Here is a 26139-nt window from a genome sequence, read left to right as displayed (position 1 = left end):
TCGCCCGTCAGCCCATCTGACTATTAAAACAAGAGTGGGCTTGACACCAAACCTGATATGCTGGCCGCTTGCACCGCAAAAAGAGCCATCGCGTTGAGCACAATGCCGGGTCGGAGCGCCGTGCTTCTGGCCAAACATAGAGTCCGCGGTTAACGAGACGAAAAATGCATAATCTCGACAGTGCCAACCGTCATTCCCTCGCGAACTGGCTGATTTCAGGCGTTAGAGACGAGTTGCAGATCGAGCCCATATTTCTGCAACTCTGCGACCGTCTTGCTTCCTGCGGCGTTGCTCTCAGCCGCGCCAGCCTCCATCTTCGCGTTCATCATCCCCAGTGGCTCGGAACGCGAGTCGTTTGGGTCAAGAATCACCGCGAAGCGGATATCACGACGATCGGTTACGATGTCGAGGCGACCGACGCTTTCCTCAGAAGTCCGTTTCGTGCCGTCATCAGAAGCGGCGTCGAGATCCACCAGCGGCTCCAGATCCACGGGCCGCATCAATTTTCCGTCTTCGAAGAGCTGAAGCAGGAGGGCCACACCGATTACATCGCCTGGCCGATCGACCATACCCAGGGCAAACGACACCTTGCGACGTTTTCGACGAGCGAACCGGGCGGATTTACCGATGAGGAAATGGCACTCTTCCGCGAGATCCTTCCGCTGTTTTCACTGGTCAGCGAAATTCGCCTCAAGAACCAACTGGCGCTGACACTTCTGCAGACCTATGTCGGCCCGCATGCCGGGGAACAGATCCTGGATGGAGCGACGACGCGCGGTAGCGGGACGTCGGTGAATGCCGCCATCATGATCTGCGATCTCAGAAATTTCACCAAACTCTCCAATCGCCGGCCACGCGATGAGGTTATTTCCATTCTGAATCAGTATTTCGATGCCATCGCCGATCCGATCGAAAGACACGGCGGAGAAATCCTCAAGTTCATGGGGGATGGATTGCTGGCCGTCTTTCCCCTGGAGAAGGCCGATGCCTGCACCGGTCTCCTTCGGGCTGTCATCGAGGCGCAAGAGGCGATCAAACGCTTCCAGGGAGCGGCATTCGGATACGAAGTCCGCTACGGCACGGGCATTCATCTCGGAGAGGTGATGTACGGCAATATCGGCTCGAAAAAGAGGCTGGATTTCACCGTGATCGGCCCCGCCGTGAATATCGCCTCCCGCCTTGAAGCCTTGACGAAAGAACTACAGCGCCCGGCCCTGATGTCGGCCGATTTCGTTCGAATGGCAGGATGTTCGGACCAGACGGAATGCCTGGGTTTCTACAACCTCAGAGGTTTCGAAGAACCGGTCGAGGTTCACGCTCTTCGCCTTCCCCCGGTCGGAGGCTGACGCCCGTCGGTAAAGATCAGGACCTATCGTTTGAGGCGCAGCCCCTCATCCACCATCACATTGCAATCCAGAATATAGCCGGTTCCACGCGCCGTCTTGATCAGGCTTGGTTTTGACGGCTCCGTTTCCAGTTTGCGTCGCAGGCGCAGAACCAGCGCGTCGATACTTCGATCGAAGACCTCTTCCGAATGGACGCGACTTGCCGCAAGCAGCCGCTCACGGGACAGGACTTGTTTCGGTGCGTTCAGGAACGCGACCAAAAGATTGAATTCGGCGGCGGTCAGTTGCGTCTCGCCAACGCCCGGCCGCGTAAGTATTCGCTGACGCATGGAGAGCATCCAGTCGCCAAACATGTAAGTACGTCGCTCCCGCCCGGCATCGGGTGCGGACCTCACCCTCATCGCCGCCTTCAGTCGTGCCAGGAACTCTCGCAGACCGAATGGTTTGGTGATGTAATCGCTTGCGCCAAGCTCAAATCCCAAGACCTTGTCGGCTTCCTCGGTGCGGTCGGCACTGGTGATGATGACAGGCGCCGCCGAGAGTGTTGCCAATTGCTGCACGATCTCGAGGGCGTCCTCTCCCTTAAGGTTGAGATCGATGACGAACGCATCGATCACGTCCCTGGAAAGCGCACTTTGCAATTCATCGCCAGCGCTGACGGCAGTAACGCGAAACGACTGTTGCATGAGAAAATCACGGATGAGACTGCGCGCAGAGTGATCGCTATCGGCAACGAGAACATGCTGCATGGGCTTCTCCGTCCGGCACGGGAATGGAGCACAGCCCAGCCGAATATGACAATGACTTGCGATGAGTTGTCTTCAATGGCGCCCCTCTCCGCTCATAGTCGAAGCGCGCCTGTCGGACGATCAAACGTCCGTTTGGGTTTCGCCCGAAAATCTGCGGGTTTACGGTGTTCCTGAATCGCCGCTCTTCAGATCCCTTGATGCCCAAGGCTGACATTCGGGCGTCCGAATGGCCATTGATGAAACGGAAGTATAGCTTCTCACAATCCCCATAAAATATAGCTTCTCCAAGCTTGGTTCGGCGACACTACTCCTCCCAAAGCAACCAGTTCGCGGCACCTACCAAGCATCTCAAAACAAGGAGAACTATATGGATCCGCAACACTTTCGGCCAACGCGCCGAGATACGATGGCGGGGGCGATTACATTTGCAGTCGCTGCCGCAACCTTGAGATTTTCTGCATCCGCAATGGCTGATGAGCCAAAGAACGCAAAGGAAGAACACACCATGAGCACCGAATACGTCACGACCAAAGACGGCGTCCAGATCTTCTATAAGGACTGGGGTCCGAAGGACGCTCAGCCGATCGTCTTCCACCACGGCTGGCCGCTGAGCGCTGATGACTGGGACAACCAGATGCTTTTCTTCCTCGGCAAGGGTTATCGCGTCATTGCGCATGACCGCCGCGGACACGGCCGCTCGACCCAGGTCAGCGACGGTCACGACATGGACCATTATGCCGCCGACGCTGCGGCCGTTGTTCAGCATCTCGACCTCCGCAACGCAATCCACGTCGGCCATTCGACGGGCGGCGGCGAAGCAACCCACTATGTTGCACGTCACGGCAAGGGGCGCGTCGCCAAGCTCGTTCTCATCGGGGCCGTCCCGCCGATTATGGTCAAGACGGCGGCCAATCCGGGCGGCCTGCCGATCGAGGTCTTTGACGGCCTTCGCACAGCACTGGCAGCCAACAGGTCGCAGTTTTACATCGACCTGGCCAGCGGCCCGTTCTACGGCTTCAATCGCCCAGGTGCTCAAGTCTCGCAGCCAATCGTCCAGAATTGGTGGCGGCAGGGCATGGCCGGTGGAGCAAAGGCCCATTACGACGGCATCAAGGCGTTCTCGGAAACGGACTTTACCGAAGACCTGAAATCGATCGAGGTGCCCGTCCTCGTCATGCACGGCGACGATGACCAGATCGTCCCTGTCGCCGATTCCGCACCGCTCTCCGCAAAGTTGCTGAAGAACGCGACCCTGAAGATTTACAAGGGCCTGCCCCATGGCATGGCGACGACGCATGCAGACATCGTCAATGCCGATCTGCTCAGCTTCTTCAAGGCCTGATGATTTGGGGCGCTGCTGAGGCGCCCCTTTTTCGAATAGCATTGCGATGAGCTTCGGGAACTGTCGATCGCAATGCACCACCCAAAACGATCAAAGCCCCTTCCGGGGCTTTGATTATTTCAACGCAGATTTTGATGCCCGGTCAGTGACCCGGAGGTGGGGTAGCCGTCTTGACCCATTCGGAGTACCGCGTCTTGCCGATCCGTACCTGATTGCCGGGCATAAGGGAGCCTTCATTCAGCAGAGCACCGAAATAACGGGTCTGATCATCGGCAACCACTTCGCGCTTGTCGCCGATCTGCCGCATATAGCGGGTGACGGCATCCGCAATCTTGATCGGTTCCGGACCAGCGATTTCGACGGTGGCATTCAGCGGATTACCGAGAACGACATCGACGAGCGCGTCGGCAACATCGTCCGAGAAGATCGGCTGCATCATCGCCGGTGAAAGGTGAACCTTGTCGCCCTGCACGCCGGATTGAGCGATGCCGAACATGAATTCGAAAAACTGCGTCGAGTGAACCAGGGAATAAGGAATCCCGGATTCCTTGATGATCTTCTCCTGGGCAAGCTTGGCGCGCATGTATCCGCTCTCCGGAAGGCGTTCCGTGCCGACGACGGACAGTGCAACATGATGCTTCACGCCTGCAGCCGCTTCGGCGGACGCAATGTTGCGACCCGCGGTCTGGAAGAATTCCATCACGGCCTTGTCTTCGAAGGACGGGGAGTTGGAGAGGTCGACCACGACCTGTGCTCCCTTGAGAACGTCGGCAAGCCCCTCGCCGGTAATCGTATTGACGCCGGATGCGGGAGAGGCGGCAATAGTCTCGTGGCCCTTGGCCTGGAGGCGCTTGACGAGCTTCGAACCGATCAAGCCGGTTCCGCCGATAACGACGATTTTCATAATCTGCTCCTTTTTGCTGTACCAAAGAGTTGAATGAACCTCCCGCTGCGCAAGCGAGGCGGGGCGGTAGTCAGGTCAGACCGACTTTGTCCGGACCGGGCGCTGCGCCAGCAGCCACAACCCCGCGAGCATGGTGAGAGGCTCTGACGATCTCTCCGTAGAATGAATGGGTTGCGTCATCGGTTCGGTCCTGGATTCCTGTGGAAGAGACGGCAGCCTTGAGCCGGCTGCCAGGACCTAAGCCTAAGCGATTGTGGTTGGACGCATACCCAAACATACGTTGGGGATCGGACTGCAACCCATGTAACCGACCAGAAACTCAGCCGGGAATACCCGGCCAGACGGGCAGCGGCCAAGCGGCCATCGCCAGTTTACACAGAGATCGAGGCAAGCCAGTCTTTCCGGAGTTCGATTGCTTCGGGCGCGGAACGGCTCAGGCATTAACCCCGCTGAAGCTGTTCGACCTTGCGCACGAGGTCCGCCAGAGAGCGGCACTGCATCTTGCGCATGAGGCTCATGCGGTGAAGCTTGACCGTCATTTCGCTGATACCAAGCTGATAGGCGACCTGCTTGTTCATCAAACCGCTCGCCACCGCATGCATGACCTCCTGCTCCCTGGGTGTCAGGCTGTCGGCAAGCGCCTGGACGCGTTTCAACTCTTCATTCGACTTGCGGCGTTCGTCATCTATCCTAATGGCGTGATCCACGGCGTCGAGAAGAACCTGGTTGATGAAGGGTTTCGTGATGAAATCGGTCGCGCCCGCCTTCATTGCCCTTACACTGGTCGGAACATCCGCGTGGGCCGTGAGGAATATGAGCGGCAGTTTGCTGCCGAGCGCCAGAAGCTGGCTTTGAAGATCAAGCCCCGAGCCCCCTGGCATTCGCATGTCGACGACGATGCAGCCTGGCGCATTGACATCGGCCCATTTGAGAAATTCCAGACCGTTTGGGAAAGCTGATGTGCGCTTGTTCGTGACCGTAAAAAGATCCACGAGGGCACTGCGCATCTCCGCGTCATCGTCGATGACGTAAACGACCGGCTCGGCGCTCTTGTCCGTTTTCACCTGAGCGTTTTGCATCGAATTACCTCTCTGGCATCTGAGAGATTCCGACCCTTGAATGCGCCCGTATCCCTCTGCTTTACCCTTTGTCGGCTCTCAGTCACCAAACATGCCAGCCGCCAGATCAAAACAGGCTACAGCCGGCCGGCATGATGCGAGCCTGCTCAATGAGACGCCAATCGATAGCATAGGATATGCGCCGGCGGACGATACACCTTGGTTTACCATCGCCCGCTACGGGCATGCGTCGTCATCAAAGTGGAACAAAACCGGCAGTAAACGCTGCCGGTCTTGCCTGCTCGACGACATAAGCCGGATGGGTTGGACGCTCGGCTGCCATTTCGTTGGCCGCAGGAAGAAACCGGAAAAAGCCCTGCGTTCATCATCCCCATCGTGCCCGGTTAACACGGCTCACAGATACTCAGATACTGGCCGATGCCATGCCAGGCATCCCTAACATTGGTTTGCCAAACCTTGGTTCGGGTTCGGATCTTACGCTGGGTAAATGACATTAATCGCTGGAACATGAGGTTCGAGCGAACACCCGTCGCCCCTGCTTCCGGTCAACCCAAAACTTCGTTTTATCGATCCGCCCCCGGAAACGGCTATCCTTTCAGCATGTCGGTCACTATCCCGAGGGCGTGAGATGAAGATTTTGGTTGTTGGTGCGAGCGGGATGATGGGATCCAAGATCGTTCGCGAATTGGAACGAGCGGGTCAAACCGTCAGTGGGGTGTCGACCAGTACCGGCGTCGACGCCTATACCGGCCAAGGGCTGAGGGCGGCGCTTGCCGACGCGGACGTGCTGATCGATGTCACCAATTATGGATCATTCGGTGATTCAAACGCGCTCGGCTTCTTCAAGCAGGCAGGCAAAAATCTGCTGGCGGCAGCGAAGGATGCTGGCATCGGGCACTATCTTGCCCTGTCCGTGGTCGCCACGGACCGGCTGGTGGAAAACGACTATTTCCGCGCAAAGATGGTGCAGGAGAATCTCATAAGGGCCTCTGGGCTACCTCATACCATTGTCAGGTCCGCCCAGTTCTTCGAATTCTTCAACGGCATCATCGATTTGGCAGCCGATGGGAATGGTTTCCGGCTGCCACCCTCTCTGGTCAGACCGATTGCGGCGGACGAGGCTTCGACCTTGATATCAAGGATCATGATAGGCACGCCCCGCAATGACATCATCGAGATCGCCGGCCCGGACCCTGTACAACTGGACCAACTGGCGCGCGAGATCCTGACGGCGACGGAAGATCCACGCTCGATTGCGATCGATCCGACAGCGCCGTTCTTCGGTGTCGAACTTGCCGAAACGACACTCCTTCCAAGAGCCGATGCGCTTGCCGGAACCGTGACGTTCCACGACTGGCTTTCCCGATCGATGATGGCGGCTTAGTGCTTACGCAGATGCTACCGTCGCAGACGAAAGAGGAGGCGCCGCAAAGCGCCTCCTCTTTTATGGCTTGAGCAATCGCACTACGCCCGAATGCCTGCAACGCCTTGCCGGCTCGCGGAGGCTGTGGCCTGCTGAATTGCCCAAAGTGTTGCAATGATCCCGAAGATCGCGGGCAGGCTCACCGCCGGGAAGTCGCGCAGGATCACCGACGAAGAGCAGATGCCGACAGCGACTTCCCAAAGATGAAACGTTGCATGGGCGATGAGCCAGAGGGTCGCCCCGGCCCACATCTCGACCCGCCGGCCAGGCTTCCAGGCCCCAAAGGCAAATGCAAGCGCTATGAAGCCCTGGATGATGCCGATATCGCGAATGAAATGCTGGTTGTACATCCCTGTATCGGTGACGCCGGGGATAAAGTAATACCAGCTTTCGGGATCGTAGAGCATGTACAGCGCCAGCCAGCCGGCAAGCAATATGTTGAAGCCGACCATCGCGTAGACAATGAATTTCGTGACCTGCATCGCAACCTCCTTGGATAAGCGGGCCTCAAAATTACCATCCAAACCTGAGGCTTACCTCCCAAACCAAGGTTGGGGAGCCGAACGCGAAAGCGACTGGAACGCAGCCGACGACCTCTTGAGACAGGCGAGAAACTACCTGCTGGCAATCAGCTTGCAGAAAAAGGCCATTCATCATCATCTGCCGGCGATGCACAATTTCAGATTGTTTAGAGCTGCGCCCCTACCGCAATAGCATTTGGGCTCCGCCAACGAGGACGGAGCCCATTCGGGAACAACTCGAAGATTGAGCCTTACTTGGCGGAAGCCGCGTCTTCGATGATCTTCGCAACCTTGTCAGGATGAGAAACCATTACGACGTGGGATGCACCCTTCACGACGACGGTTTCCTTGGAATGGGCACGCTCAGCCATCCAGCCAAGAGCCTTGGCGGGAATGTTCTTGTCCGCGTCGCCGTAGATGAACCAGGACGGAATGGTCTGCCACGCCGCGCCGGGGGCTGCCTCGGTCAAGGCCGCCTCGGTGATCGGACGCTGGGTTGCTGCCATCAGCTTTGCGGTCTTTGCCTGCACATCAGCAGCGAACTGCTCATGAAACTTGTCCTGCTGGATATACAGATCCTTTCCGCCATTTTCCAATGCAACGGGCTCGGCAAGCGTCGGTGCCAGGGTGCTGCCTGGGAACTTGCCCGAGAGGTCGGCAGCAGACTCGCCCTTCTCGGGGGCGAAGGCAGCGACATAGACCAGTGCCTCGACATTTTTCGCCTCTGTTGCGGCCTCGCTGATGACCGAACCGCCATAGGAATGACCGACGAGAACCACCGGCGTCTTTATCCCTGCGACGACACGACCGACATAATCACCATCCGACTTCACACTACGCAGCGGATTGGCGACCGCGACAACCGGATAACCGTCCTTTTCGAGGCGAGCGATAACATCGTTCCAGCTCGAAGCATCGGCAAATGCGCCGTGCACGAGTACCACGGTCGGCTTTGCAGATTCAGCGGCAGCAGGGACGGCAAGAGCTGCCAGTGCGCCGAGTGCGAATACGGATTTCAGGATTTTATGCATAAGTGGCTTCCTCTTTTTGATTGTGCACAATTTAATATGGCGCAATTATTCAGGTGTCGAGTCTTTTTTGTTCAACTAATCGCGAGCAAATGGATGGGAGAATGTTTCGGATGCCACCGGGCGCTGCGATAGCCGACGTGAGCGGCGCTATCATTGTATTGGCCGCGCTCCGCAGCAATCCAAACCTCCGTTCTAGGGCTTTTCGTGCGGTAACGACTGAAGAGTCGCCCACGGGTCGCCCTCAAAACCGGTTTGCCTGGGGGCTACCGGCGTTGTGAGGCCCGATCCTGACCGCGTCGGCCATACAGCCCTCGTTCGATAAATCCAACCAATGTCTGATTTTGCGTCGGAGCGCACGTTGTCCTCCACCGCGGGCCGCAGGCGTAATGGCACTAATCCGAGCGAACGCTCGCGCGGCCGGCACGCGATCCGGCCACACGAAATCTCACGCGCCAGTGTCAGGCCACGCACATGCCTCCATCGACGTGAAGTTCGATTCCGTTCACGAAGGTACCAGCCGAAGCGAGGAAGAGCGCGGCCTGAGCCAGTTCTTCGGGGCGCCCGAGACGTCCTGCCGGTATCAGGTCAGCCATCTGCTGCTCGAATTGCGGACGGTTGCTTTCACTGACGCCGAGTTTTCCCAGGATCTCGGTTTCGACCGGACCGGGGCTAAGAATGTTGACACGGATCCGGCGCGATTTGAATTCAATCGCCCAATTGCGGGCAAATGCGGCGAGCGCAGCCTTGGTGCCGGCATAGACAGTGTGGTTCGGCAGAACCTTTGTCCCGGCCAGAGAACTCGTGACGATAATATTTCCGCCATCGCGCATATGCGGAGCGATGGTCTGAACACCGAAGAAGACGCCGCGCGTATTGACCGCAAAGTGCTGGTCGTATTCGGCCTCACTGACCGCCTCTGACGCCGCGAGATTGATAATGCCGGCATTGGCCATATAGATATCGACTACGCCAAAGCGCTCCGTAACCTCAGTCGCGAGCCGGCGATGGAAATCGATGCTGGCAACATCGCCACAAATTCCGATCGCTCCATGGCCAATCTCGCGAACCGCGTCGTCAATAACATCCTGACGACGTCCGGTGATGACGACTTTCGCTCCCTCCTTGGCGAAAAGGAGCGCCGTCGCCTTGCCAATCCCGCTATTGCCGCCGGTGATGACAGCCACTTTATCCTTTAGATCTAGCATCCTAATTCTCCTTGTTGAGACCCAGGAAATAAGCTGTCGCATCGGTCTCCATTAGCCGTGCGCAAGGACAAGGAACTGTGCCCAGAATAGACAAATGAACAGCGCGGGCGGTCATCTGTCTTGAAACCCGGCTGCAGATGAGAGCGCCCACTCGTCATCGACGGGACAACCATTGGGCGGATCGAAGCGATCTGATGCCAAGATACGTTCGCGTATGAATTGCTTCCGTCTTCCACTGTATCGTGGGATAAATCCTGTGCAGGGCATTTCAGCCTGTTGAGACGCGAATGTGTCGCCGGGAGCGGGGGATGATCGTCAGCCGGAGCGCCAGGGCATTGCGCAAACGAGAACGGGCGCTTGCCGAACTCGTCGATAGGGTGCCATCTCACATCTGGCGGCTAACGGCAGACGGCGAGCCAATCTTTTTTAACAAGCAGATGATCGATTACCTCGGCCGGGATATCGCCGATATCCAAAAGCCAGGCATGAGCCGGCTCGAAGCAATGATCGAGATGGCGATCCATCCCGATGATGCCGCGGGCTTCAGGGATGCGCTCCGATATTGCTTCGCCACCGGCAAAAGCTTTTCCACGCGATACCGCCTGCGCCGCCATGATGGCGTCTATCACTGGATGTCGAGCCGCGCGGATTCGATACATGACCGGCATGGGCGCATCAGCCAGTGGTATGGCCTTTGCCATGATATCGACGATCAGGTCCACGCCGAAGAGGCGCTGCAGCGAAGTGAACGGCATCTTCAACGGCTCATCGATGCCTTGCCGGTACACATCTGCAGTTGGACGCCTGCGGGAGAGCTCTCCTATGTCAGCAGACGCTACATGCAGGAACTCGGACTTTTCAAAGCAAATTTCGAGGAGTTTGCACGGGCAGCGCAGGAGCTTCTCCATCCCGAGGATGGGCCGGAAGTGAAGCGCAGGATCAGGCATTGCATCCAGGCTGGCGAGGCTTTCATGATGCGATACAGACGGCGCGGGCCGGACGGTACGTTCCATTGGACGGAAGGCCGCTTCGAGCCCCTTCGCGATAAGAACGGCGCAGTCGTGGAATGGTACGGCCTGTCGATCGATGTCGAGGATCAGGTTCGCGTGCAGGAGGCCTTGAGCCTTGCCCAGCTGAACCTTGCGCGTGCAAGCCAGGCAGCAAGCCTGGCCGAGCTTTCCGCTTCGATCGCTCATGAGATCAGCCAGCCTCTCGCGGCCGTCATATCAAGCTCGGATGTCGGCCAGCGCTGGCTCTCAGCGGAACCACCCAATATAGAACGGGCGCAGAAAGCGGTCGAACGTATCTCGGCAAGCGCTCATTCCGCCGTCGAAGTCGTCGGCCGCATCCGTGCTTTATTCAAACGCTCGGAAACATCGAGAGATTATACCGCACTCGATAGCGTGGTCAGAGAAGCGCGCGACCTCATGGCCGAGGAGGCGATGCGGCGGCGCGTGCGCATGGATCTCGAGTTCGAGCGAGACCTTCCGCCGATCGCCTTCGATCGGGTTCAGGTTCAACAGGTCCTGATCAATCTGATCCGCAACGGCCTGGAGGCCATGGATTCTGCCGGCAACGACCGCGTCCTGCGCATTCGCGCCTGCCGCGCCATGGATGCAGTGCAGATCGAGATCAGCGATCGCGGCCCGGGCGTCGAATTCCCCGATAGAATATTCGAACCCTTTTTCACGACGAAAGGACAGGGGATGGGAATGGGGCTGGCGATCAGCCGCTCCATCATCGAATCTCACGGTGGACGGTTGAGCGTGGAGCAGGCCGATCCACACGGAGCGAAGTTCGTTTTTACCCTGCCGTTTGAGATGGAACAGGCCGCTCACGCGTGACAACGCAATTCCGAATGCAGGACCTGCGCACTTCTGCAGGGTATTTTAGCCTCCGCGATAATCCCTGATCGCGCGCTCCAGCCACGACATCAGCAAATCGGCATTGACGGGTTTCTTGAGAAAGGCAACAGCACCTGCCTGAGAGACGGCGGCTTCGACCTCCTTGTCCCCGTGTGCCGTCATGATGATGACAGGCGGATGGGATGGCAGTCTGCCTAATGCCTGGAGCATCTCTACGCCTGACATTCCCGGCATTCTGACATCGGCAAGAATGCAATCAGCAAGCGAATAGCCTTTTTCGCTCAGGAATGTCTCGGCTGACTCATAGAGCTCGCATTCATAACCGGCCGCCTCGAGCAAATCCTTGAGGGATTCCCTGAGATAGCGATGGTCATCAATGACGGCGACTGTCTTGTTGGGGGAACTTGCCATTGCGTAAGTACAATTCTTCTTTTTCGGGCAATGAGCCAGGCGCCACGCAGGTTACTGATACAGTTTGAGATCCGGTTTCAACATGTCAAATTTGCGAACGAGCTCCGCGAGGGAGCCGGCCTGCATCTTTTTCATCATTCGTCCCCGGTGCAGTTTCACCATGATTTCGCTGATCTGCATTTCATGTGCAATCTGCTTGTTCATCAATCCGGCTGCGACATAATGCAAGACTTCCCGCTCGCGCGGAGTAAGCCTGGCCTCGCAAATTTGCAACTGGGCGCGAATAGCAGCCTCTTTCCGGTTCTCGGCATCTCGCCTGATTGCTTCGCCGACGGCGGCGATCACGGCGCTGCCTGCAAACGGCTTGATCAGGAAATCCGTTGCTCCTGCCTTCATTGCCTTTACGGTCAGCGGAACACTTCCGTGACCTGACATGAAGATAATGGGCATGGTGTTGCCGGCAGCGGCGAGCTGGTCCTGAAAGTCCAGGCCACTGATGCCGGGCATCCGCACGTCGAGGAGAATGCAGCCTGCCTGCCTCATATCGCAGCGCTCCAGAAAATCCGAAGCGCTCTCGAATGCGATAGCCTTCATCGCCACCGACTCGAAAAGGTCCACGAGAGAAGCCCTGACAGGGCCTTCGTCGTCGACGATACAGACAACCGGCTCGTCGCTCGTGCTGACTTGATCGATCATCATGGCTTTCCGCGCCTCCAAACGACTGCTTTGCAGAGCCCCGCTACCGCCGTACAGCGATGAAGCATGACACTGCTCCATTCTGCCGCGTTCATGAAGGGGTTCCCGTCAGCTGAGGGCCACGCCGAAATTGCAACTGGCGACGTGGTCATGTGGCAACAATACTACCATGCGGCCCCCTTTGCCAAAATACGCCAAGGGTCTAGGTTCGGCCGCGAGATCGATCGGCAAGTCGGTCAAATTCCCTCATTATTGCAAACAGGTAGTCCGCTCATTGCGTCAGGTAAGCCGCGCGGATGCACCCGCGCAGAACCATCGCAAGGCACACCTTCGTTGCCCCCGTCGCACACCTTCGTATAACTGCTTAGCCCGCTAGCCGCCTGTAAGCTGATCACGACCAAGATCGATCAAAGGCGGTTGTGATGAGATATGACCCAAGCTCTCGATACAGGCCTCTCGAGACGCCCAGGCTTCCGCTCCTGATCATCGGCGGTCTGATAATCGCAATACTTGCATACCTCGGCTATGGGGCCACATCGGCGCCCAAGGCGTCCGCAAAAATCTATGTGCCGCTCGCGACATCCTCGTCGTCGCAAGCCGAACCGAACGTCGCATATTTTATCGTGAATGGCGAAACGCTCGCCATGCCAATCGAGCATCGGCCGACGGCGTTCAAGGTTGCGTCCCGCTAGCCGAAGCCGGGCGTATCTCTGCATAGCATCATGCTGGGCCGCAAGAACCCAGACATATAAAAATGTGCTCCGCAATATATACTTGGTTTAGTTGCCCCCTCCTTCAATTTTCTCGTCGATGACGGTATTCTCACGCAGTTCGGGGAAGCGGCATGTCTGCTGGCAGTTGGAGGATCATGCATGGGGGTGGCCACCTCCAAGGGGTCGAAAAGTCCGGTCGCGATTTTGGTTGATGACGATGAGACCGTTTGCGCGGCTCTGGAGAACCTGCTGAATTCGGTCGGCATCGACGCAATGACATTTTTATCGGGCCGAGAATTTCTCGAAGCGAAGCTGCCCGACCGCCCGAGTTGCGTCGTCCTGGATGTTCGTATGCCCGGCATTAGCGGTCTGGACCTGCAGCATCATTTGACCCGCAATGGCGTCACCACACCCGTGCTTTTTCTGACGGCACACGGGGACATTGCAATGAGCGTGCAGGCAATGAAGGCCGGCGCGCAGGATTTCCTGACCAAACCCGTACGGGACCAGACCTTTCTCGATGCCGTGTCCAGCGCCATCGCAACAGATATCAGCCGCAGGAACGCCTTGTCTGCAGCCGATCGATACGTTTCCCTTTTTGAAACCCTCACTGTACGCGAACGCCAGGTTCTGAAGCTGGTCGTATCCGGCGAAGTCAACAAACAGATAGCCTTCTCCCTCGGGATCAGCGAATTTACGGTGAAGCTTCACCGCAGCAATATGATGAAAAAGATGCAGGTCAGTTCGGTGGCGCAGCTTTTCAATGTCTGGCAGGCGCTGCCGTCGCATGTCCGGATGAACGATGGCTGAAATTATCCACCAGCGTCAGGTCGGGGAAAAGACACCGACAGCAAAGCAAAGAGGACTCCCATGCAGTTGACATCGTCAAAAGAACGGATCGTCACGGCCATGGCTATTGGCGGCAGCGGCATCCTGCTGGCAGGGCTTTTCGCAGACACCTCCGGCATTCTCGTCGCAATGGTCGCCATCTGGCTCTATACAAGCTGGCGCACAGGTCTGGCCGTGCTGCTCATCGGCTGTTTGTTGACGGCGACCATCATTCTCTCCCCCGCCAATTTCGGCGATGATGAACCCGTGCGGGTCGTCATGTTCGCCTGCTCGGCCACTGCGCTCTGGTTTTTCATCAACGTCTTCAAGCCGCAGAGCCTGTTCGACCGCGTTTACAAGAATATCCAGCCCAATATCGAAGACATTCCGGGCTTTGGCTGGTCGGCCTATCCTGACGGCCGCCTGCGCTTCCTGAATCCGAAGGCGCTCGACTTTGTCGGCGTGACTGCGGAGGAGATGAGCAGGATCGCCAAGCTAGACAATCATTCATGGTGGAGCCTCTTCGTGCATCCCGACGATGTCGAGGGATGCAAGCAGCGATGGGAACACAGCCTCAGGACAGGCGAGCCGATCTTCGAAGAGCAGCGTGTGCGACGCGCCGACGGGACCTACCGATGGCTTCGCGATTCCGCCATCGCCTCGCGTGACGAACACGGCCACATTACGGCGTGGTTCGCGACATCGGTCGATATCGACGATCAGCGAAAGGCGGAAGCTGCTCTGCGGGAAAGCCGGGAGCAGCTGCAGCAGATGATCGACACAGTCCCGGCTCTCATCTGGTGCGCCAGCCCGGCCGGCGAAACCTCCTATATCAACAAGCCCCTTATGCACTGGACCGGGATTTCGCTGCAGGGCAATGATCCCGTGGATACAAGGAGGTTCGCGACAGCGATCATCGACACTATCCACCCCGAAGACCAGACGCTGTTTCAGGAGAGCCTTTCACGGGCTTTCAAAACCGGCGAACGCTTCGCCCTGAAATATCGGCAGCGGCGCTGCGATGGCGTCTATCGCTGGATCGACGGGAAAGCCGAGCCGCTTCGCGATGCCGATGGCCAGATCATTCAGTGGTACGGCGTCTGCCTCGACATCCATGACGAGATGGAAGCGCATGAAGCAGCGCGCCAGCGGGAGGCGGAACTGCGCCTCATCGTCGATACGGTACCGTCTCTGATCTGGCTCATGACCCCCGAAGGACTTCCCTGCTATCTCAACAAGCGCTTCTCCGAATGGGCCGGGCTCAACGAAGGCGATATTCATTCGAGGACGACGGAAGAGGTCGCTGCCGAAGCAGAACTTGTCCATCCCGAGGATCGCGCCGCAGTGACGGAGGCGTTCAGACATGCCATTGCAACGGGTCAGCCCATCAATCACAAGGGCCGGCTTCGCCATAAGGACGGGCAGTATCGATGGATGGATTCACGCGTCGAACCCCTGCGCGACGAGAATGGCAAGATCATTCGCTGGTACGGCGTCAATCTCGACATCGACGACGAGGTCCGTGCGCAGGAGGCACTGCGCCAATCCGACGAGAGATTGGCAAGGGCGTTGCGCGCCGCCAGCATGTCGGAACTTTCCGTCTCGATTGCACATGAACTCAATCAACCGCTGCAGGCGGTGGTGGCCAATGCGAATGCATTCCGCCGTTGGCTGAGCGCGGAACCGCCGAATCTCGAACGCGCCCTGCGGTCCGCCGACTGGATTGTGCGCGATGCCGATGCGGCCGCCGAAGTGGTCAGCCGCATCAGGGCACTGTTCGGTAAGACCGCCTACCCCAGAACCGCAGTCGATCTGAACAATCTGATCAACGATGCCTGCGAACTGATCGCCGACAGGCTCGCCTCCAACAAGGTGAAGCTCGATGTCAATCTCGATCCTTATCTGCCTTCCACCAGCGCGGACCATGTGCAAATGGAACAGGTGATCCTCAACCTCATCCGCAACGGCATCGAAGCGATGCACGATATCGAGCCCAGAGCCCGTACACTAAAGATCGAGTCCAGATTGCGGGACGGCGACACCGTCGAAGTGGAAGTGAGCGACCTGGGCACCGGGATCAGCGACACCGAGAAGATTTTCGAGGCGTTCTACACGACGAAGCAGGATGGGATGGGCATGGGCCTTGCGATTTGCCGATCCATCATCGAATCCCATGGCGGACGACTGTGGGCCGAGAATGGGCTTCGCGGCGGTGCATCGATCACATTCAGCCTGCCGGTGCGCGACCTTCTCGCCAAGCCGGCGCCGCGCGAAATCCACATCAGGCCGTCAGTCAAAGAACTCGAGGCCCTGTCGGCATGACTAGCGGCGACAAACGCACCCCGCTGGCTCTCGCCATCAGTTGATCGTGGCGGGGGAGTAATCCGGCTTAACTGGCACCATCTTGAGCGGCGCTTTGCGCCGCCAGATCTTGGCGCCATTGGCTGGGTGTCGTTCCGACGAAACGCCGGAACAACCGGCTGAAATGCGCATGATCCGACAAGCCGCAAGCAAAGGCGATATCACCCATTTCATGCTCGGAGGCGAGCAGCAACGTCCGGGCACGTTCGATCCGCTGCTGCATGACAAAAGCATAAGGTGACATGCCGAAGCTGATCGAAAAGGCGCGGCGGAAATGGCCAGGGCTGAGCTTTGCCGCAGCCGCCAGATCTTCGACACGAACCGGCCCTTCCAGTCTCGCATCGACATAGTCAGTGACGCGTTTGACCTGCCAGTTGCTGAGCCCGGTCCTGCGGCGGACATTTGTCTCTGAGACCTGCGACCGATCACGGGGCTCGGAGGAACCGCCGCAACGCGGCACCGCCAAAACGCCTTCCTTCAACCTGATCTCGTCATCCATCAGACCGCCCCATGCAACAGCGGGATCGCCATATCCAGATGAACTCTGATCGCCCCGGAAATCCATAGGGTTGAGGACTAGCGAACTAGGCCGGAGGGATAGGTTTCAAGAATGCTACAGCTCGATCCGCGGATCGGCGAGCGTCTGCAAAATTTCGACGACAATGTTTACGAGGATGTAGAAAGTTCCGAGAACAACCGTGACTCCGAGGACTGCTGGAAGATCGGCACTGCTCAGGGACTGAACCATATAAAGCCCAAGGCCCGGCCACCCGAACACGAGTTCGACGATCAGCAGGTTGCCGAACAGAAGCCGGATCTGCAGACCAACCATCGCTAATGCCGGAGATGCAGCGTTGCGAAGACCATGGCGCAAGACGACCACCGCCTCCCGAAGACCCTTTCCCCGTGCAGTTCCGATGTAGGGCTGCTGCATCACTTCGCGCAGCGCACTGTCGAGGCTTCGTCCCACCGCCACGGCAATCGGCAGCGCCAGAGCCAGGGCCGGCAGGAGCAGATGTCTGGCGGCATCCAGGCTGAGGTCGCCCCGGCCGCCGATAAGCGCGTCGATCATGTTGAAGCCAGTCGGGCCGCCTATATCGTCCTTGCTCATCCGGCCCGAACCCGGCAACCAGCCAAGACGGAACCAGAGAAAATAGACCAAAAGCAAGGCCGACATGAACGTCGGAACCGAGCCGGCCGCGATTAAGAGGAATCTCAACCCTCCAGAGCCGCCCAGGATACGGGGCATCACCGCAATGACAGCTGCCAGTACAAGGCCGATGCAGAGAGCCGCTAGTGACAGTTCGAGTGAAGCGGGCAGATATTCTCTTATATCAGCGGCCACGGGCTGACGGGTTCTGGTCGACGTCCCGAGATCACCTTCAGCGAGCCGCGAGAGAAACCGGCCATACTGGACGATAATTGGATCATCGAGGCCGAGTTGCTGGCGAAGAGCGTTCACACTCGAAAGCGGCGTGAGCGGTCCGGCGATAGCGCGCGCGGGATCTGCCGGAATGATGCTTTGCAGGCAGAACACGGCAAAGCTCATTGCCAAGAGAACGACCACGAGACCCGATAGGCGCCTTATAAAGTAGACCAGCATATCCTAGGTTCCTCGCAACGCCGTGCGAAGGCCGTCTCCCGCAAGATTGGCGAGAAGACAGATGAGAAAAATGGCCGCCGCCGGCAATATTGGCAGCCACCAATAAATGGACAGACTATCAAGCGCCCTCGATGTCATCGCCCCGAGCTCAGGCGCCGGGGCAGGTTGGCCGAGCCCGATGAAGGACATGAGCGACATCGTCATAATGGCCGTTGCGACGTCCAGTGTCGCCGCCACGAGCAGGGCCGGAAGTGCGCCCGGAAGAAGGTAGCGCAGCAGCAGGCGCGGGCCGCTGATACCGGCGATTCTTGCAGCCTCGACATGCGGACGACCGTTCAACCGCCGAAGCTCGTCGCGGGATATGCGCGCATACCAGGGCCACCACGCGATACCCATCGCAATCATCGTATTAGTAAGTCCTCCACCCAGGGTGGCGATTATCGCCAGCGCCACCAGCGTCGATGGCATGATCAGGAAGAACTCGGCTACCCATTGCGCCAGCATGTCGAGCCTGCGGCTGATGAGACGGGGTATCATGCCGACGCATGTGCCGACGACGAGGCTGATGAGGACAAGGGCAAGCGCGGGCAGCCATGTATATTGGATACCGATGACGATACGCGAGAAGAGATCACGCCCAATCTCGTCTGTCCCGAACCAGTGCTCGGCGGAAGGCGGCAGATAGGCCGCCGCGACACGGAGCTGCGGGTCGAATGGCGTGAGCCATGCGGCGAACAAAGCGATGATCGTTACGGCAACTACGCCAAAAAGCCCAATCCGGTCGATCCAGCTGGTGCGGCCGAGAACAACGGGCCAGCGCACGAAGCGTTCCTCGGGAAGGAACTCGGGAACGTTCATAGGTCCGGTCCGCTTGTGCTCGCTTGGGTTCTCGGCATCGCTGCGAGAACGGAGCCCATCGATGGTACATTAAAACCGTCAGTGATCTTATCTGGATCACCCTGCTGCACTACCCGACCTTCATCCAGCACAGCGATACGATCGGCGATTATTCTTGCGGCGGCGAGATCATGGGTAACGAAAAGCACCGCCATGTCTAGGCGGCGTCTGATCTCGCCGAGAAGGTTCAACGTGGTGGCAGCAAGCGATACATCGAGCGCGCTGATCGGCTCGTCGCAGAGCAGGAGTTTCGGCGGCACGATGATCGCGCGGGCGATGACGGCACGCTGGCATTGACCAATGGACAGACCGGCCGGCAGTGAAGACATGAGGCTCTCATCGAGACCGACCATTTCAAGCGCCCTGCCAACCTTTTGAAGGCGCTCTGCCTTGCTAAGACCGAGATACCGTAACCGATCGCCGATCTGTTCGCCGATGGAAAGCCAAGGCGTGAGGGATGCTGCAGCATCCTGAAAGACAATTTGTGGCGCATTGTCGATACGGAAAATCTCTCCACCATCAGGCAGCAGAAGTCCGGCCGCGAGCCTGATAATCGTCGATTTGCCGGCGCCGCTTTTCCCAAGCAGGGCCAAGCACTCACCAAGCGCGACCGAAAGATTGACCGATTCCAGCACCTGCTGAGATCTGCGGCGACCAAAGGGGCCGGTGGACGTAAAGCTCTTCCTGACACTGGACAACCGCAGCGCTTCCACGGGCTTCGCCGCTGTGACCATCGGCCAGACTTCCGTAGAAAGAAGTTGATCTGCGCTGGATTTGACCAGGTCGGTGAAGAAGCACGCCGCGGTGTGGCCGCTGACAGAAAGCTGCGTTGGTTGGGGCCGGCTATTTAAGCACTTGTCCCGGACGATGAGGCAACGGGAGGCATAACAACAAACGTTTTCCGGATCGGCGAGCCTCATCCGCTCGGCCGGCAGAGTAGGCAGAAGGTGCGTGCGATCCGTGTCAAAATCGAATCGAGTGGCAAGCAGACCGGCGAGATAAGGATGGCCGGGATTTGTCAAAACATCTGCCGTTCTACCCAATTCCAGAATCCGCCCGCCATAGATTACAAGCACGCGATCCGCGAGCGATGCAGCTGCGACAAGATTATGGGTGATGAAAAGAATTGCAGTCTGCTGCTCCCGAGCGATCTTGCGTAGCAGTTCGAGAACCTTACTTCGCAAGGGTAGGTCGAGTGAGGTAATTGACTCATCGGCAATCAGAACTTTTGGCTGTGCCATCAATGCCATCGCGATCAGTACGCGCTGGCGCTGCCCACCAGACAGCCGATGCGGAAATGTGTCGAGTATGGCTTTCGTGTTCTCGAGTCCGACCCTGCCAAGCCAATCCCCGATGAAGCTGTCGTCTCCAGCGGCCGATTCCCGGAGTTGATGGCGGATCGTCATCGTCGGGTTGAGGGCACCCATTGGATCCTGGGGAATGGCACGCACAAGCGAGTGACGTGCCGCACGAAGAACCCGCGGCTCTGCCCCCACTATCTCCAAACCGGCAAGATCGATCGAGCCGCTGATCTTCGGCTCGCTAGAGGCCGGCAGAAGACCCTGAATTGTTGCTCCAAGCGTAGATTTGCCCGAGCCGCTCTCTCCGACGACCGCAATGATCTCACCCGGAAGCGCCTCAAAATTGATCCCATCGAGCACAAGGTGGTCACGATCGCTTCGCCGCAGGACGACACTGAGATTGGCGATGGAGAGGACTGCCTTGCTCACAGCCATCATGCCTCACAGGCTGAGTTAGAGCCACGAACTCCGTCTGAGGCCGTCACCCCGGCCATCAGCGTCTCACGCTCGAAAAATCGATGCTGCCTCTTGGAAAGACCGGCCGCAGACCCAGATCCTTCAGCCCCGTGCGATGAACTACAACGTCGTCGACATCGACGAGCGGGATGAAATGGCCTGCATCGAAATACATCTGGCCGGCTTTTTCATAAAGCGCGTTGCGCGCGGCGATATCCGCTTTGGACGCGCCTTCCGCGACAAGCGCATCCGCATCCGGAAGCGCCCTGCCGTAAAGATTGAGCGGCGCATCCTTGGTGAAGAAGGCCTTCGCCTGATTGTCGGGATGAGCCGCGTCCGGTGAAGCGATGATCAGCAGCATGTCCGGAGCTGCAGGGTCGCCCTTCATGGCATAGGCCGCCCCCGGCGGCATGATATGGGAGGTGGCCTGGACACCGATGAGAGATAGCCCGGCGATCATCAGGTCGGCAATACGCCCGTAGCTCGGATTGGCGCTGTAGAGTCCGATGCTGAGGGTGACCGCTCCGTGCCTGGCGATGGCAGATTTCGCTGCCTCGATATCCGTCGGAAACTGCACTGGCTGACCTGGATCCAGCATGATGTTCGGATAGAGCGATTTCGAGACATGCGCATATTGCCCGAAAGCATCGCTCGCCCACAAATTCGGGTTGATCGCGGTCAGAACCGCCTTGCGAACCTCGGCATCGTCGAGCGGCGATCCCGGCTTAATGAAGGCCTCGTATTGTGTCATGCTGGGAGCCGAGGTTATTTGCAGATCGGCTGGCAGGCTACTGACCTGCGCGAACGGGAAATTGGCAGGTACGGCATCGATCTCACCGGCTTTCAATTTGAGAATCTGCTGGCCGATATCGGGAATGACCATAAATTCCACCTTGCCGAAAAAAGGTTTGGCCCCCCAATAGTTTTCGTTCCGCTCGAGCACATATCGCTCACCTCGCTTGAATTCGGCGAGCTTGAAGGGCCCGGTTCCAACCGCATGATCGGTCAGCCATCCCGTGGCAAGGTCGCCCTTGGCATGATCGGAAAGGGCTCCCGGGCTGATGACTTTCGGCCCCCACGGGCTTGCGAGACTATCCATGAAGGAAGGCTGTGTATGGCGCAGCGTGATGACGACGGTGGAAGCATCCGGTGCTGCGATATCTGCCATGTTGGCGAGCGTATAGTTCTGGACAAGACCGCCGTCGCGACGGCGCTTGAATGAGGTGACAACCGCATCCGCGTTCAGGGCCGTACCATCATGAAACTTGACGCCGTCGACAAGGTGAAACGTATAGGCCAGACCGTCCCCCGATACCTCCCAGCTCTTTGCCAGCAAGCCGGCGATCTTCGTTGAGCCGGCTTCATATTTGACGAGACCCTCGTAGACGCTGTCGAGCGTCGTCAATCCGGCAACCTCAAAACCGTTGTCGGGGTCGAGACTGCCTATGTCGGACGAATAGGGAATGCGCAGGACATCTTCAGCATGACCCGTAACAACGAAAATCAGCAGTCCAAGTGAAAGGGCAAGCAGGCGAAGACCGATAGCTCGGCTGGTGCGTGCGAATATCGAAGCGAACAGGAATTTCGGCATGAGTGATCCGTTATTGTGTCATACCGGTCGCAGGCGACGGAAGCACAAGGCGGCCAAATGCCCGATGCGCAACCGTTGCCAACGCCGTTGTCATCACAATTATAGCGGCACGTTGCTGAAAATCCTTGAAGATTCCGCGCCATAAATATTTGCGGATTCGCTGCCGGACATATCGCGGAAGCATGTTTCAATGCGTTACCGTTGCACCTGCCTGCAATCCGACAGACCGAAGATAGGTTTCCAATGCTGCCACTTCGGGCTGCGATACGATCGCGCCGATATAACCATCGGGACGGACAAGGATCCACTCGCCCGACGCGATATCATAGGTTTCGCGGAACCGGTTTTCGCTGTCGGTGAGATCGCCGCCTTGTCCAATCCTATGAATATGCAGGCCCTTGCGCGGCTGAATGGAAATGGCTGCCGCCTCAAATCCAAGAAGTGTCCAATGCGGGCCTTTGAAGAGCTCAAACAGCCGGGTAGCCTGACCTGCGGCACCCTTCAGCAGCGCATCGGGAGCGCGGTCCCCGGCGAGGATACGAGCCCGACGCAGCGGATCGTCAAGCGACAGGCTGGAACCGCCATAGCCGATGTCAAGCTGGTGAACCTCGCGGCCACGCCGCATCTCTCCACGCTTCGCGTCGTCGAGCAGCCTGGTGGCGAGCCCCAGCATGTCCGCTGCGATCAGACGGCGCTCTTCCTCATAGGTGTCGAGCAGCCCCTCTGGAGCACCCGACAGGACGGCTGCCAGTTTCCAGCCAAGATTATAGGCGTCCTGAACGCTGGTGTTCAGGCCCTGGCCACCTGTCGGCGGGTGGGTATGGGCTGCGTCGCCGGCGAGAAAGACACGGCCAATGCGATAACTATCGGCAAGCCGGGCGTTCATATTGAATGCCGAAGCCCAGGAAACCGATTGAATATTGATATCGGTGCGGCCTGTGCGCTCAGCCGTGAGGGCCGAAAGCCCCTCGGCGGAGAGATCGACTTCACCCTCCAGGGGTATCGGCCCCTGCATCTGGAAGAGGCCCGTCTCGGCCAAGGGGCAAAAGGAGATCTGCGTTTCCATCGATCCCTCGTTGAATCGATGCCAGACGTCTCTGCTCAAACCTGTCAACGTCACATCGGCGACGATCGCGCGAACGCCGAGCGTCTTTCCCGGAAAATCGATGGAAAGTGCATGGCGGACAAAGCTTCGGCCGCCGTCAGTACCAACGAGGTAACGCGCCCGCATGATTTGCTCTTCTCCGCCCTTGGAAATCCTCGCGGTAACCCCTTGCCCGTCCTGCTCGAAGGCAATCAAAGCGCAACCAAATTCCGGGTAGTGACCGAGTTCTGCGAGGCGTTCGCGCATTGCTGCCTCCGTCAGAAATTGGGGGACGAGAAGCGGCGTGCCGTAGGGCTCGGCCGGGATCGGTTCACCGACCTCGAAAAGCGCAACATCCTTCACGCTACCGTCGCCATGATATTCGCGCTGGTGCGGATAGAGGCTGCTGGAACCGGCAATCCTGTCGACGATACCGAGATCCTCAAAGACTTCCAGGGTTCGCGGCTGGAGGCCCTTGCCGCGTGAGCCGCGAAACGGATCATCCATTTTCTCGATCAGCCGGAAGGATATGCCGCGCCGCGCCAGATCGATCGCCAGTGTCAGGCCGGCAGCGCCGGCGCCACAAATCAAAACATCGATTGCATCTTCATCTGTCATTGCCGTAGCTCCTCATTTATGTGTATTATGCACATAATAGGAGAACAGGAATGCCGTCAACAAAAAATGTGCAAAATACACATATCTCAAACTGTATCCGTGACCTTCATGGATCACTGCTTGAAATCGTCAGCGTCATGAACCGTCCGCAACGCGACGAAGCAATGGTCAGGGAGGCTGGGATTTCGCTCGACCGTGCGCTCTTTCCCCTGCTGGTGGGTATCGAGAGACTGGGGCCAATCGGCGTAGTCGAGCTGGCCGACCGTGCCGGCCGCGACTACACGACAGTCAGCCGTCAGGTCGCCAAGCTGGAGAGCCTCGGCCTGATCCAGCGTCAGGCCAGCGCGACGGACCGGCGCGTCAGCGAAGCAATCGTGACCCCGCAAGGCAAATCGATGACGGATCGTGTCGATGCCGCGCGCGAGCGCATGGGGATCGAGATATTCAAGACCTGGGATCCCGATGATCTCGACAATCTGGTCCGCCTGATGCGCAAGTTCGCCGATGCCGTGAGGGACGACCCGGCTCGGAGTTGAACCTGATGGAATGCAGGCGCCTGTGGACACGGCGCCTGCGAACTATAGCGCATCTACCAGCAGGTGAAACCTGCGTCGACGCTGACGATTGCACCCGTCATCAGGCTTGCAGCACCCGATGCAAGGAAGAGAACAGCGCTGGCAACCTCCTCCGGCGTGCCCATTCGTCCCATCGGCGTATCGTTGAGCCAGATCGGAATCCGTTCACGATTGGCTTCGACTGCCGCAACCATCGGCGTTTCGATATAAGTCGGCGCGACGGCATTGACCCTGACGCCGTGCTGGGCCCACTCGGCGGCCATCGAGCGCGTTATGTGGTGCACAGCCGCCTTCGAAACATTATAAGGTGTCTGCGCCTGCGGCCGGTTGCAGATGATGCCCGACATCGAACCGAGATTGACGATCGCACCGCGTTTCATCGCAACCATGTGACGGCCGAAGGAACGCGAGCACCAGAAGACGCCATTGACATTGACGTCCATCATCCGCAGCCAGTCGGCGTCGGTGACGTCCTCCGACGGGATGCCGTTCTTGCCGATCCCTGCATTGTTCACCAGGATCGATGCCGGCCGGCCACCATCGGCAAGCTCATTGGCAATGGCCTCCATGCGCGCGGAATCAGTGACGTCACCCAACCGTAACTCGATGTCATATCCCTTGCCCCGAAGCGCCAGCGCTTCCTCTGCGTCGGCTTCGTTACGCTCGATCACGATGACGGCGGCACCAGCCTCGGCGAGCGCATGGGCGCAGCAAAGTCCAATGGCGCGTCCGCCGCCGGTAACGACAGCCCGTTCGCCGTCGAGGCGGAATTTTTCCTGATAGCTCATAGCTCGGCTCCTCAAATGTCGAATGCGCTTGGTAGAACGACGATGTCGCGGATCGTGACGTTACGCGGACGCGTCAGCATGAACATGATGGCGTCAGCCACCTCCTTGGGTTCGATCAGGGCCCCAGCTTCCTTCGCCTTGCGGAGGTTTTCCTCCGGCCAGTCGGCAAGCAGCGCGCTGATGACAGGACCGGGCGAGACGGAGCCGACACGAATACCGCTTTTCAGAAGCTGGCGGCGCATGGTCTGGACGAAGCAATGCATCGCCCATTTCGACGGCGAATAGACCGGCTCCCAGGGAACGGGCGCATGGCCCGCGACGGAGCTTGTGACGACGATGTCGCCGGTGCCACGTTCGATCATGTGCGGAATGACGGTCCGGACGTTCTTGATGACGACATTGACGTTCAGGTTCAGCATCCGGTCGATGGCATCGAGATTGGCGTCCGCGAGGTCACCGCCGATATAGGTGCCAGCATTGGCATGAAAGATATCGAGCTGGCTTACCTTGGACAGCACGCGATCGAGAAGCCCGGCGCATGCCTCGGGATCCAGGAGATCCAAAGCGAGAGGTATCGCCTGTGCACCGAGGCGCTCGCAGGCAGACTTCAACGCTTTCTCGTCACGGTCAACAAGAACGACCGTGGCACCCGCCGCGATCATCGCCTCCGTCGACGCCATACCGATACCGGAGGCCGCGCCCGTGATCGCAGCAACCTTCCCTTTCAACTCGTTCATTCCTTCCTCCTCTGT

The 26139-nt window shown here is 58.4% G+C and carries 23 protein-coding genes; 7 read left to right on the top strand and 16 right to left on the bottom strand.

Features of this window, described 5'->3' with window-relative positions; all coding sequences use genetic code 11:
* Positions 1-164 precede the first annotated feature (164 nt).
* A complete protein-coding gene (locus tag LVY75_02650) occupies positions 165-1346 on the top strand; it encodes an adenylate/guanylate cyclase domain-containing protein (protein ID XAZ20884.1) in 1182 nt (393 codons plus the stop codon).
* Positions 1347-1369: 23 nt separating this feature from the next.
* Here the strand turns inward: LVY75_02650 and LVY75_02645 are convergent, their stop codons facing one another.
* Positions 1370-2095 (bottom strand): winged helix-turn-helix domain-containing protein, encoded by a 726-nt coding sequence (locus tag LVY75_02645; GenBank protein XAZ20883.1) that lies wholly within the window; start codon positions 2093-2095, stop codon positions 1370-1372.
* Positions 2096-2600: 505 nt separating this feature from the next.
* Here LVY75_02645 and LVY75_02640 point away from each other — a divergent pair.
* Positions 2601-3437, top strand: a complete 837-nt coding sequence (locus tag LVY75_02640; protein ID XAZ20882.1) for an alpha/beta hydrolase — start codon at positions 2601-2603, stop codon at positions 3435-3437.
* Between the two features lie 142 nt (positions 3438-3579).
* Here LVY75_02640 and LVY75_02635 read toward each other — a convergent pair whose 3' ends face one another.
* Both LVY75_02635 and LVY75_02630 read right to left on the bottom strand, forming a co-directional pair.
* Positions 3580-4341: an SDR family oxidoreductase gene (locus LVY75_02635; protein XAZ20881.1), complete on the bottom strand. Its 762-nt coding sequence runs from the start codon at positions 4339-4341 to the stop codon at positions 3580-3582.
* Positions 4342-4781: 440 nt separating this feature from the next.
* The gene (locus LVY75_02630) at positions 4782-5420 is read right to left on the bottom strand and encodes a response regulator (protein ID XAZ20880.1); all 639 of its coding nucleotides are present in this window, start codon (positions 5418-5420) and stop codon (positions 4782-4784) included.
* A 628-nt stretch (positions 5421-6048) separates the two neighbouring features.
* Here LVY75_02630 and LVY75_02625 point away from each other — a divergent pair.
* Positions 6049-6804: an NmrA family NAD(P)-binding protein gene (locus tag LVY75_02625; GenBank protein ID XAZ20879.1), complete on the top strand. Its 756-nt coding sequence runs from the start codon at positions 6049-6051 to the stop codon at positions 6802-6804.
* A gap of 80 nt (positions 6805-6884) precedes the next feature.
* Here LVY75_02625 and LVY75_02620 read toward each other — a convergent pair whose 3' ends face one another.
* The 3 genes from LVY75_02620 to LVY75_02610 form a co-directional block, all read right to left on the bottom strand.
* Positions 6885-7325, bottom strand: coding sequence for a hypothetical protein (locus LVY75_02620; protein ID XAZ20878.1), 441 nt, complete (start codon positions 7323-7325; stop codon positions 6885-6887).
* Between the two features lie 290 nt (positions 7326-7615).
* Complete coding sequence (locus LVY75_02615) at positions 7616-8395, bottom strand: alpha/beta hydrolase (GenBank protein XAZ20877.1); 780 nt, start codon at positions 8393-8395, stop codon at positions 7616-7618.
* A 458-nt stretch (positions 8396-8853) separates the two neighbouring features.
* Complete coding sequence (locus LVY75_02610; protein XAZ20876.1) at positions 8854-9600, bottom strand: SDR family oxidoreductase; 747 nt, start codon at positions 9598-9600, stop codon at positions 8854-8856.
* Positions 9601-9908: 308 nt separating this feature from the next.
* Between LVY75_02610 and LVY75_02605 the strand changes: the two genes are divergently transcribed.
* Positions 9909-11444 carry a PAS domain-containing protein gene (locus LVY75_02605; GenBank protein XAZ20875.1) on the top strand — a complete coding sequence of 512 codons (1536 nt, stop codon included), beginning with the start codon at positions 9909-9911 and terminating at the stop codon, positions 11442-11444.
* Positions 11445-11489: 45 nt separating this feature from the next.
* On the opposite strand, the gene LVY75_02600 is transcribed toward LVY75_02605, so the two are convergent.
* Entirely contained in the window at positions 11490-11876 is a 387-nt protein-coding gene (locus tag LVY75_02600) for a response regulator (GenBank protein XAZ20874.1), read from the bottom strand.
* A gap of 51 nt (positions 11877-11927) precedes the next feature.
* The gene (locus LVY75_02595) at positions 11928-12575 is read right to left on the bottom strand and encodes a response regulator (protein ID XAZ20873.1); all 648 of its coding nucleotides are present in this window, start codon (positions 12573-12575) and stop codon (positions 11928-11930) included.
* An 869-nt stretch (positions 12576-13444) separates the two neighbouring features.
* Between LVY75_02595 and LVY75_02590 the strand changes: the two genes are divergently transcribed.
* Together LVY75_02590 and LVY75_02585 are read left to right on the top strand one after the other, a co-directional pair.
* Positions 13445-14095, top strand: a complete 651-nt coding sequence (locus LVY75_02590) for a response regulator transcription factor (GenBank protein ID XAZ20872.1) — start codon at positions 13445-13447, stop codon at positions 14093-14095.
* Positions 14096-14155: 60 nt separating this feature from the next.
* A complete protein-coding gene (locus tag LVY75_02585; GenBank protein XAZ20871.1) occupies positions 14156-16435 on the top strand; it encodes a PAS domain-containing protein in 2280 nt (759 codons plus the stop codon).
* 67 nt (positions 16436-16502) lie between these two features.
* Here LVY75_02585 and LVY75_02580 read toward each other — a convergent pair whose 3' ends face one another.
* From LVY75_02580 to LVY75_02555, 6 genes are all read right to left on the bottom strand, one after another.
* Positions 16503-16973 (bottom strand): AraC family transcriptional regulator, encoded by a 471-nt coding sequence (locus LVY75_02580; protein ID XAZ20870.1) that lies wholly within the window; start codon positions 16971-16973, stop codon positions 16503-16505.
* A 114-nt stretch (positions 16974-17087) separates the two neighbouring features.
* Positions 17088-18077, bottom strand: coding sequence for an ABC transporter permease (locus LVY75_02575; GenBank protein XAZ20869.1), 990 nt, complete (start codon positions 18075-18077; stop codon positions 17088-17090).
* Positions 18078-18080: 3 nt separating this feature from the next.
* Complete coding sequence (locus tag LVY75_02570; GenBank protein XAZ20868.1) at positions 18081-18935, bottom strand: ABC transporter permease; 855 nt, start codon at positions 18933-18935, stop codon at positions 18081-18083.
* Entirely contained in the window at positions 18932-20710 is a 1779-nt protein-coding gene (locus LVY75_02565; GenBank protein XAZ21296.1) for an ABC transporter ATP-binding protein, read from the bottom strand. Before LVY75_02565 ends, LVY75_02570 begins: the two co-directional genes overlap by 4 nt.
* A 58-nt stretch (positions 20711-20768) precedes the next feature.
* Entirely contained in the window at positions 20769-22322 is a 1554-nt protein-coding gene (locus tag LVY75_02560) for an ABC transporter substrate-binding protein (GenBank protein ID XAZ20867.1), read from the bottom strand.
* 187 nt (positions 22323-22509) lie between these two features.
* Entirely contained in the window at positions 22510-24024 is a 1515-nt protein-coding gene (locus tag LVY75_02555; protein ID XAZ20866.1) for an FAD-dependent oxidoreductase, read from the bottom strand.
* A gap of 50 nt (positions 24025-24074) precedes the next feature.
* Between LVY75_02555 and LVY75_02550 the strand changes: the two genes are divergently transcribed.
* Positions 24075-24560, top strand: coding sequence for a MarR family winged helix-turn-helix transcriptional regulator (locus LVY75_02550; GenBank protein XAZ20865.1), 486 nt, complete (start codon positions 24075-24077; stop codon positions 24558-24560).
* A 53-nt stretch (positions 24561-24613) separates the two neighbouring features.
* On the opposite strand, the gene LVY75_02545 is transcribed toward LVY75_02550, so the two are convergent.
* Together LVY75_02545 and LVY75_02540 are read right to left on the bottom strand one after the other, a co-directional pair.
* On the bottom strand, positions 24614-25387 hold the full coding sequence (locus LVY75_02545; GenBank protein XAZ20864.1) for an SDR family oxidoreductase: 774 nt from the start codon (positions 25385-25387) through the stop codon (positions 24614-24616).
* A gap of 11 nt (positions 25388-25398) precedes the next feature.
* Positions 25399-26124: an SDR family oxidoreductase gene (locus tag LVY75_02540; GenBank protein ID XAZ20863.1), complete on the bottom strand. Its 726-nt coding sequence runs from the start codon at positions 26122-26124 to the stop codon at positions 25399-25401.
* Positions 26125-26139: the final 15 nt, after the last annotated feature.

The organism is Sinorhizobium sp. B11, assembly GCA_039725955.1.
GTDB lineage: Bacteria > Pseudomonadota > Alphaproteobacteria > Rhizobiales > Rhizobiaceae > Rhizobium.
The sequence above is the reverse complement of the archived record's forward strand: the minus strand, read 5'-3'. Positions and strand labels throughout refer to the sequence as shown.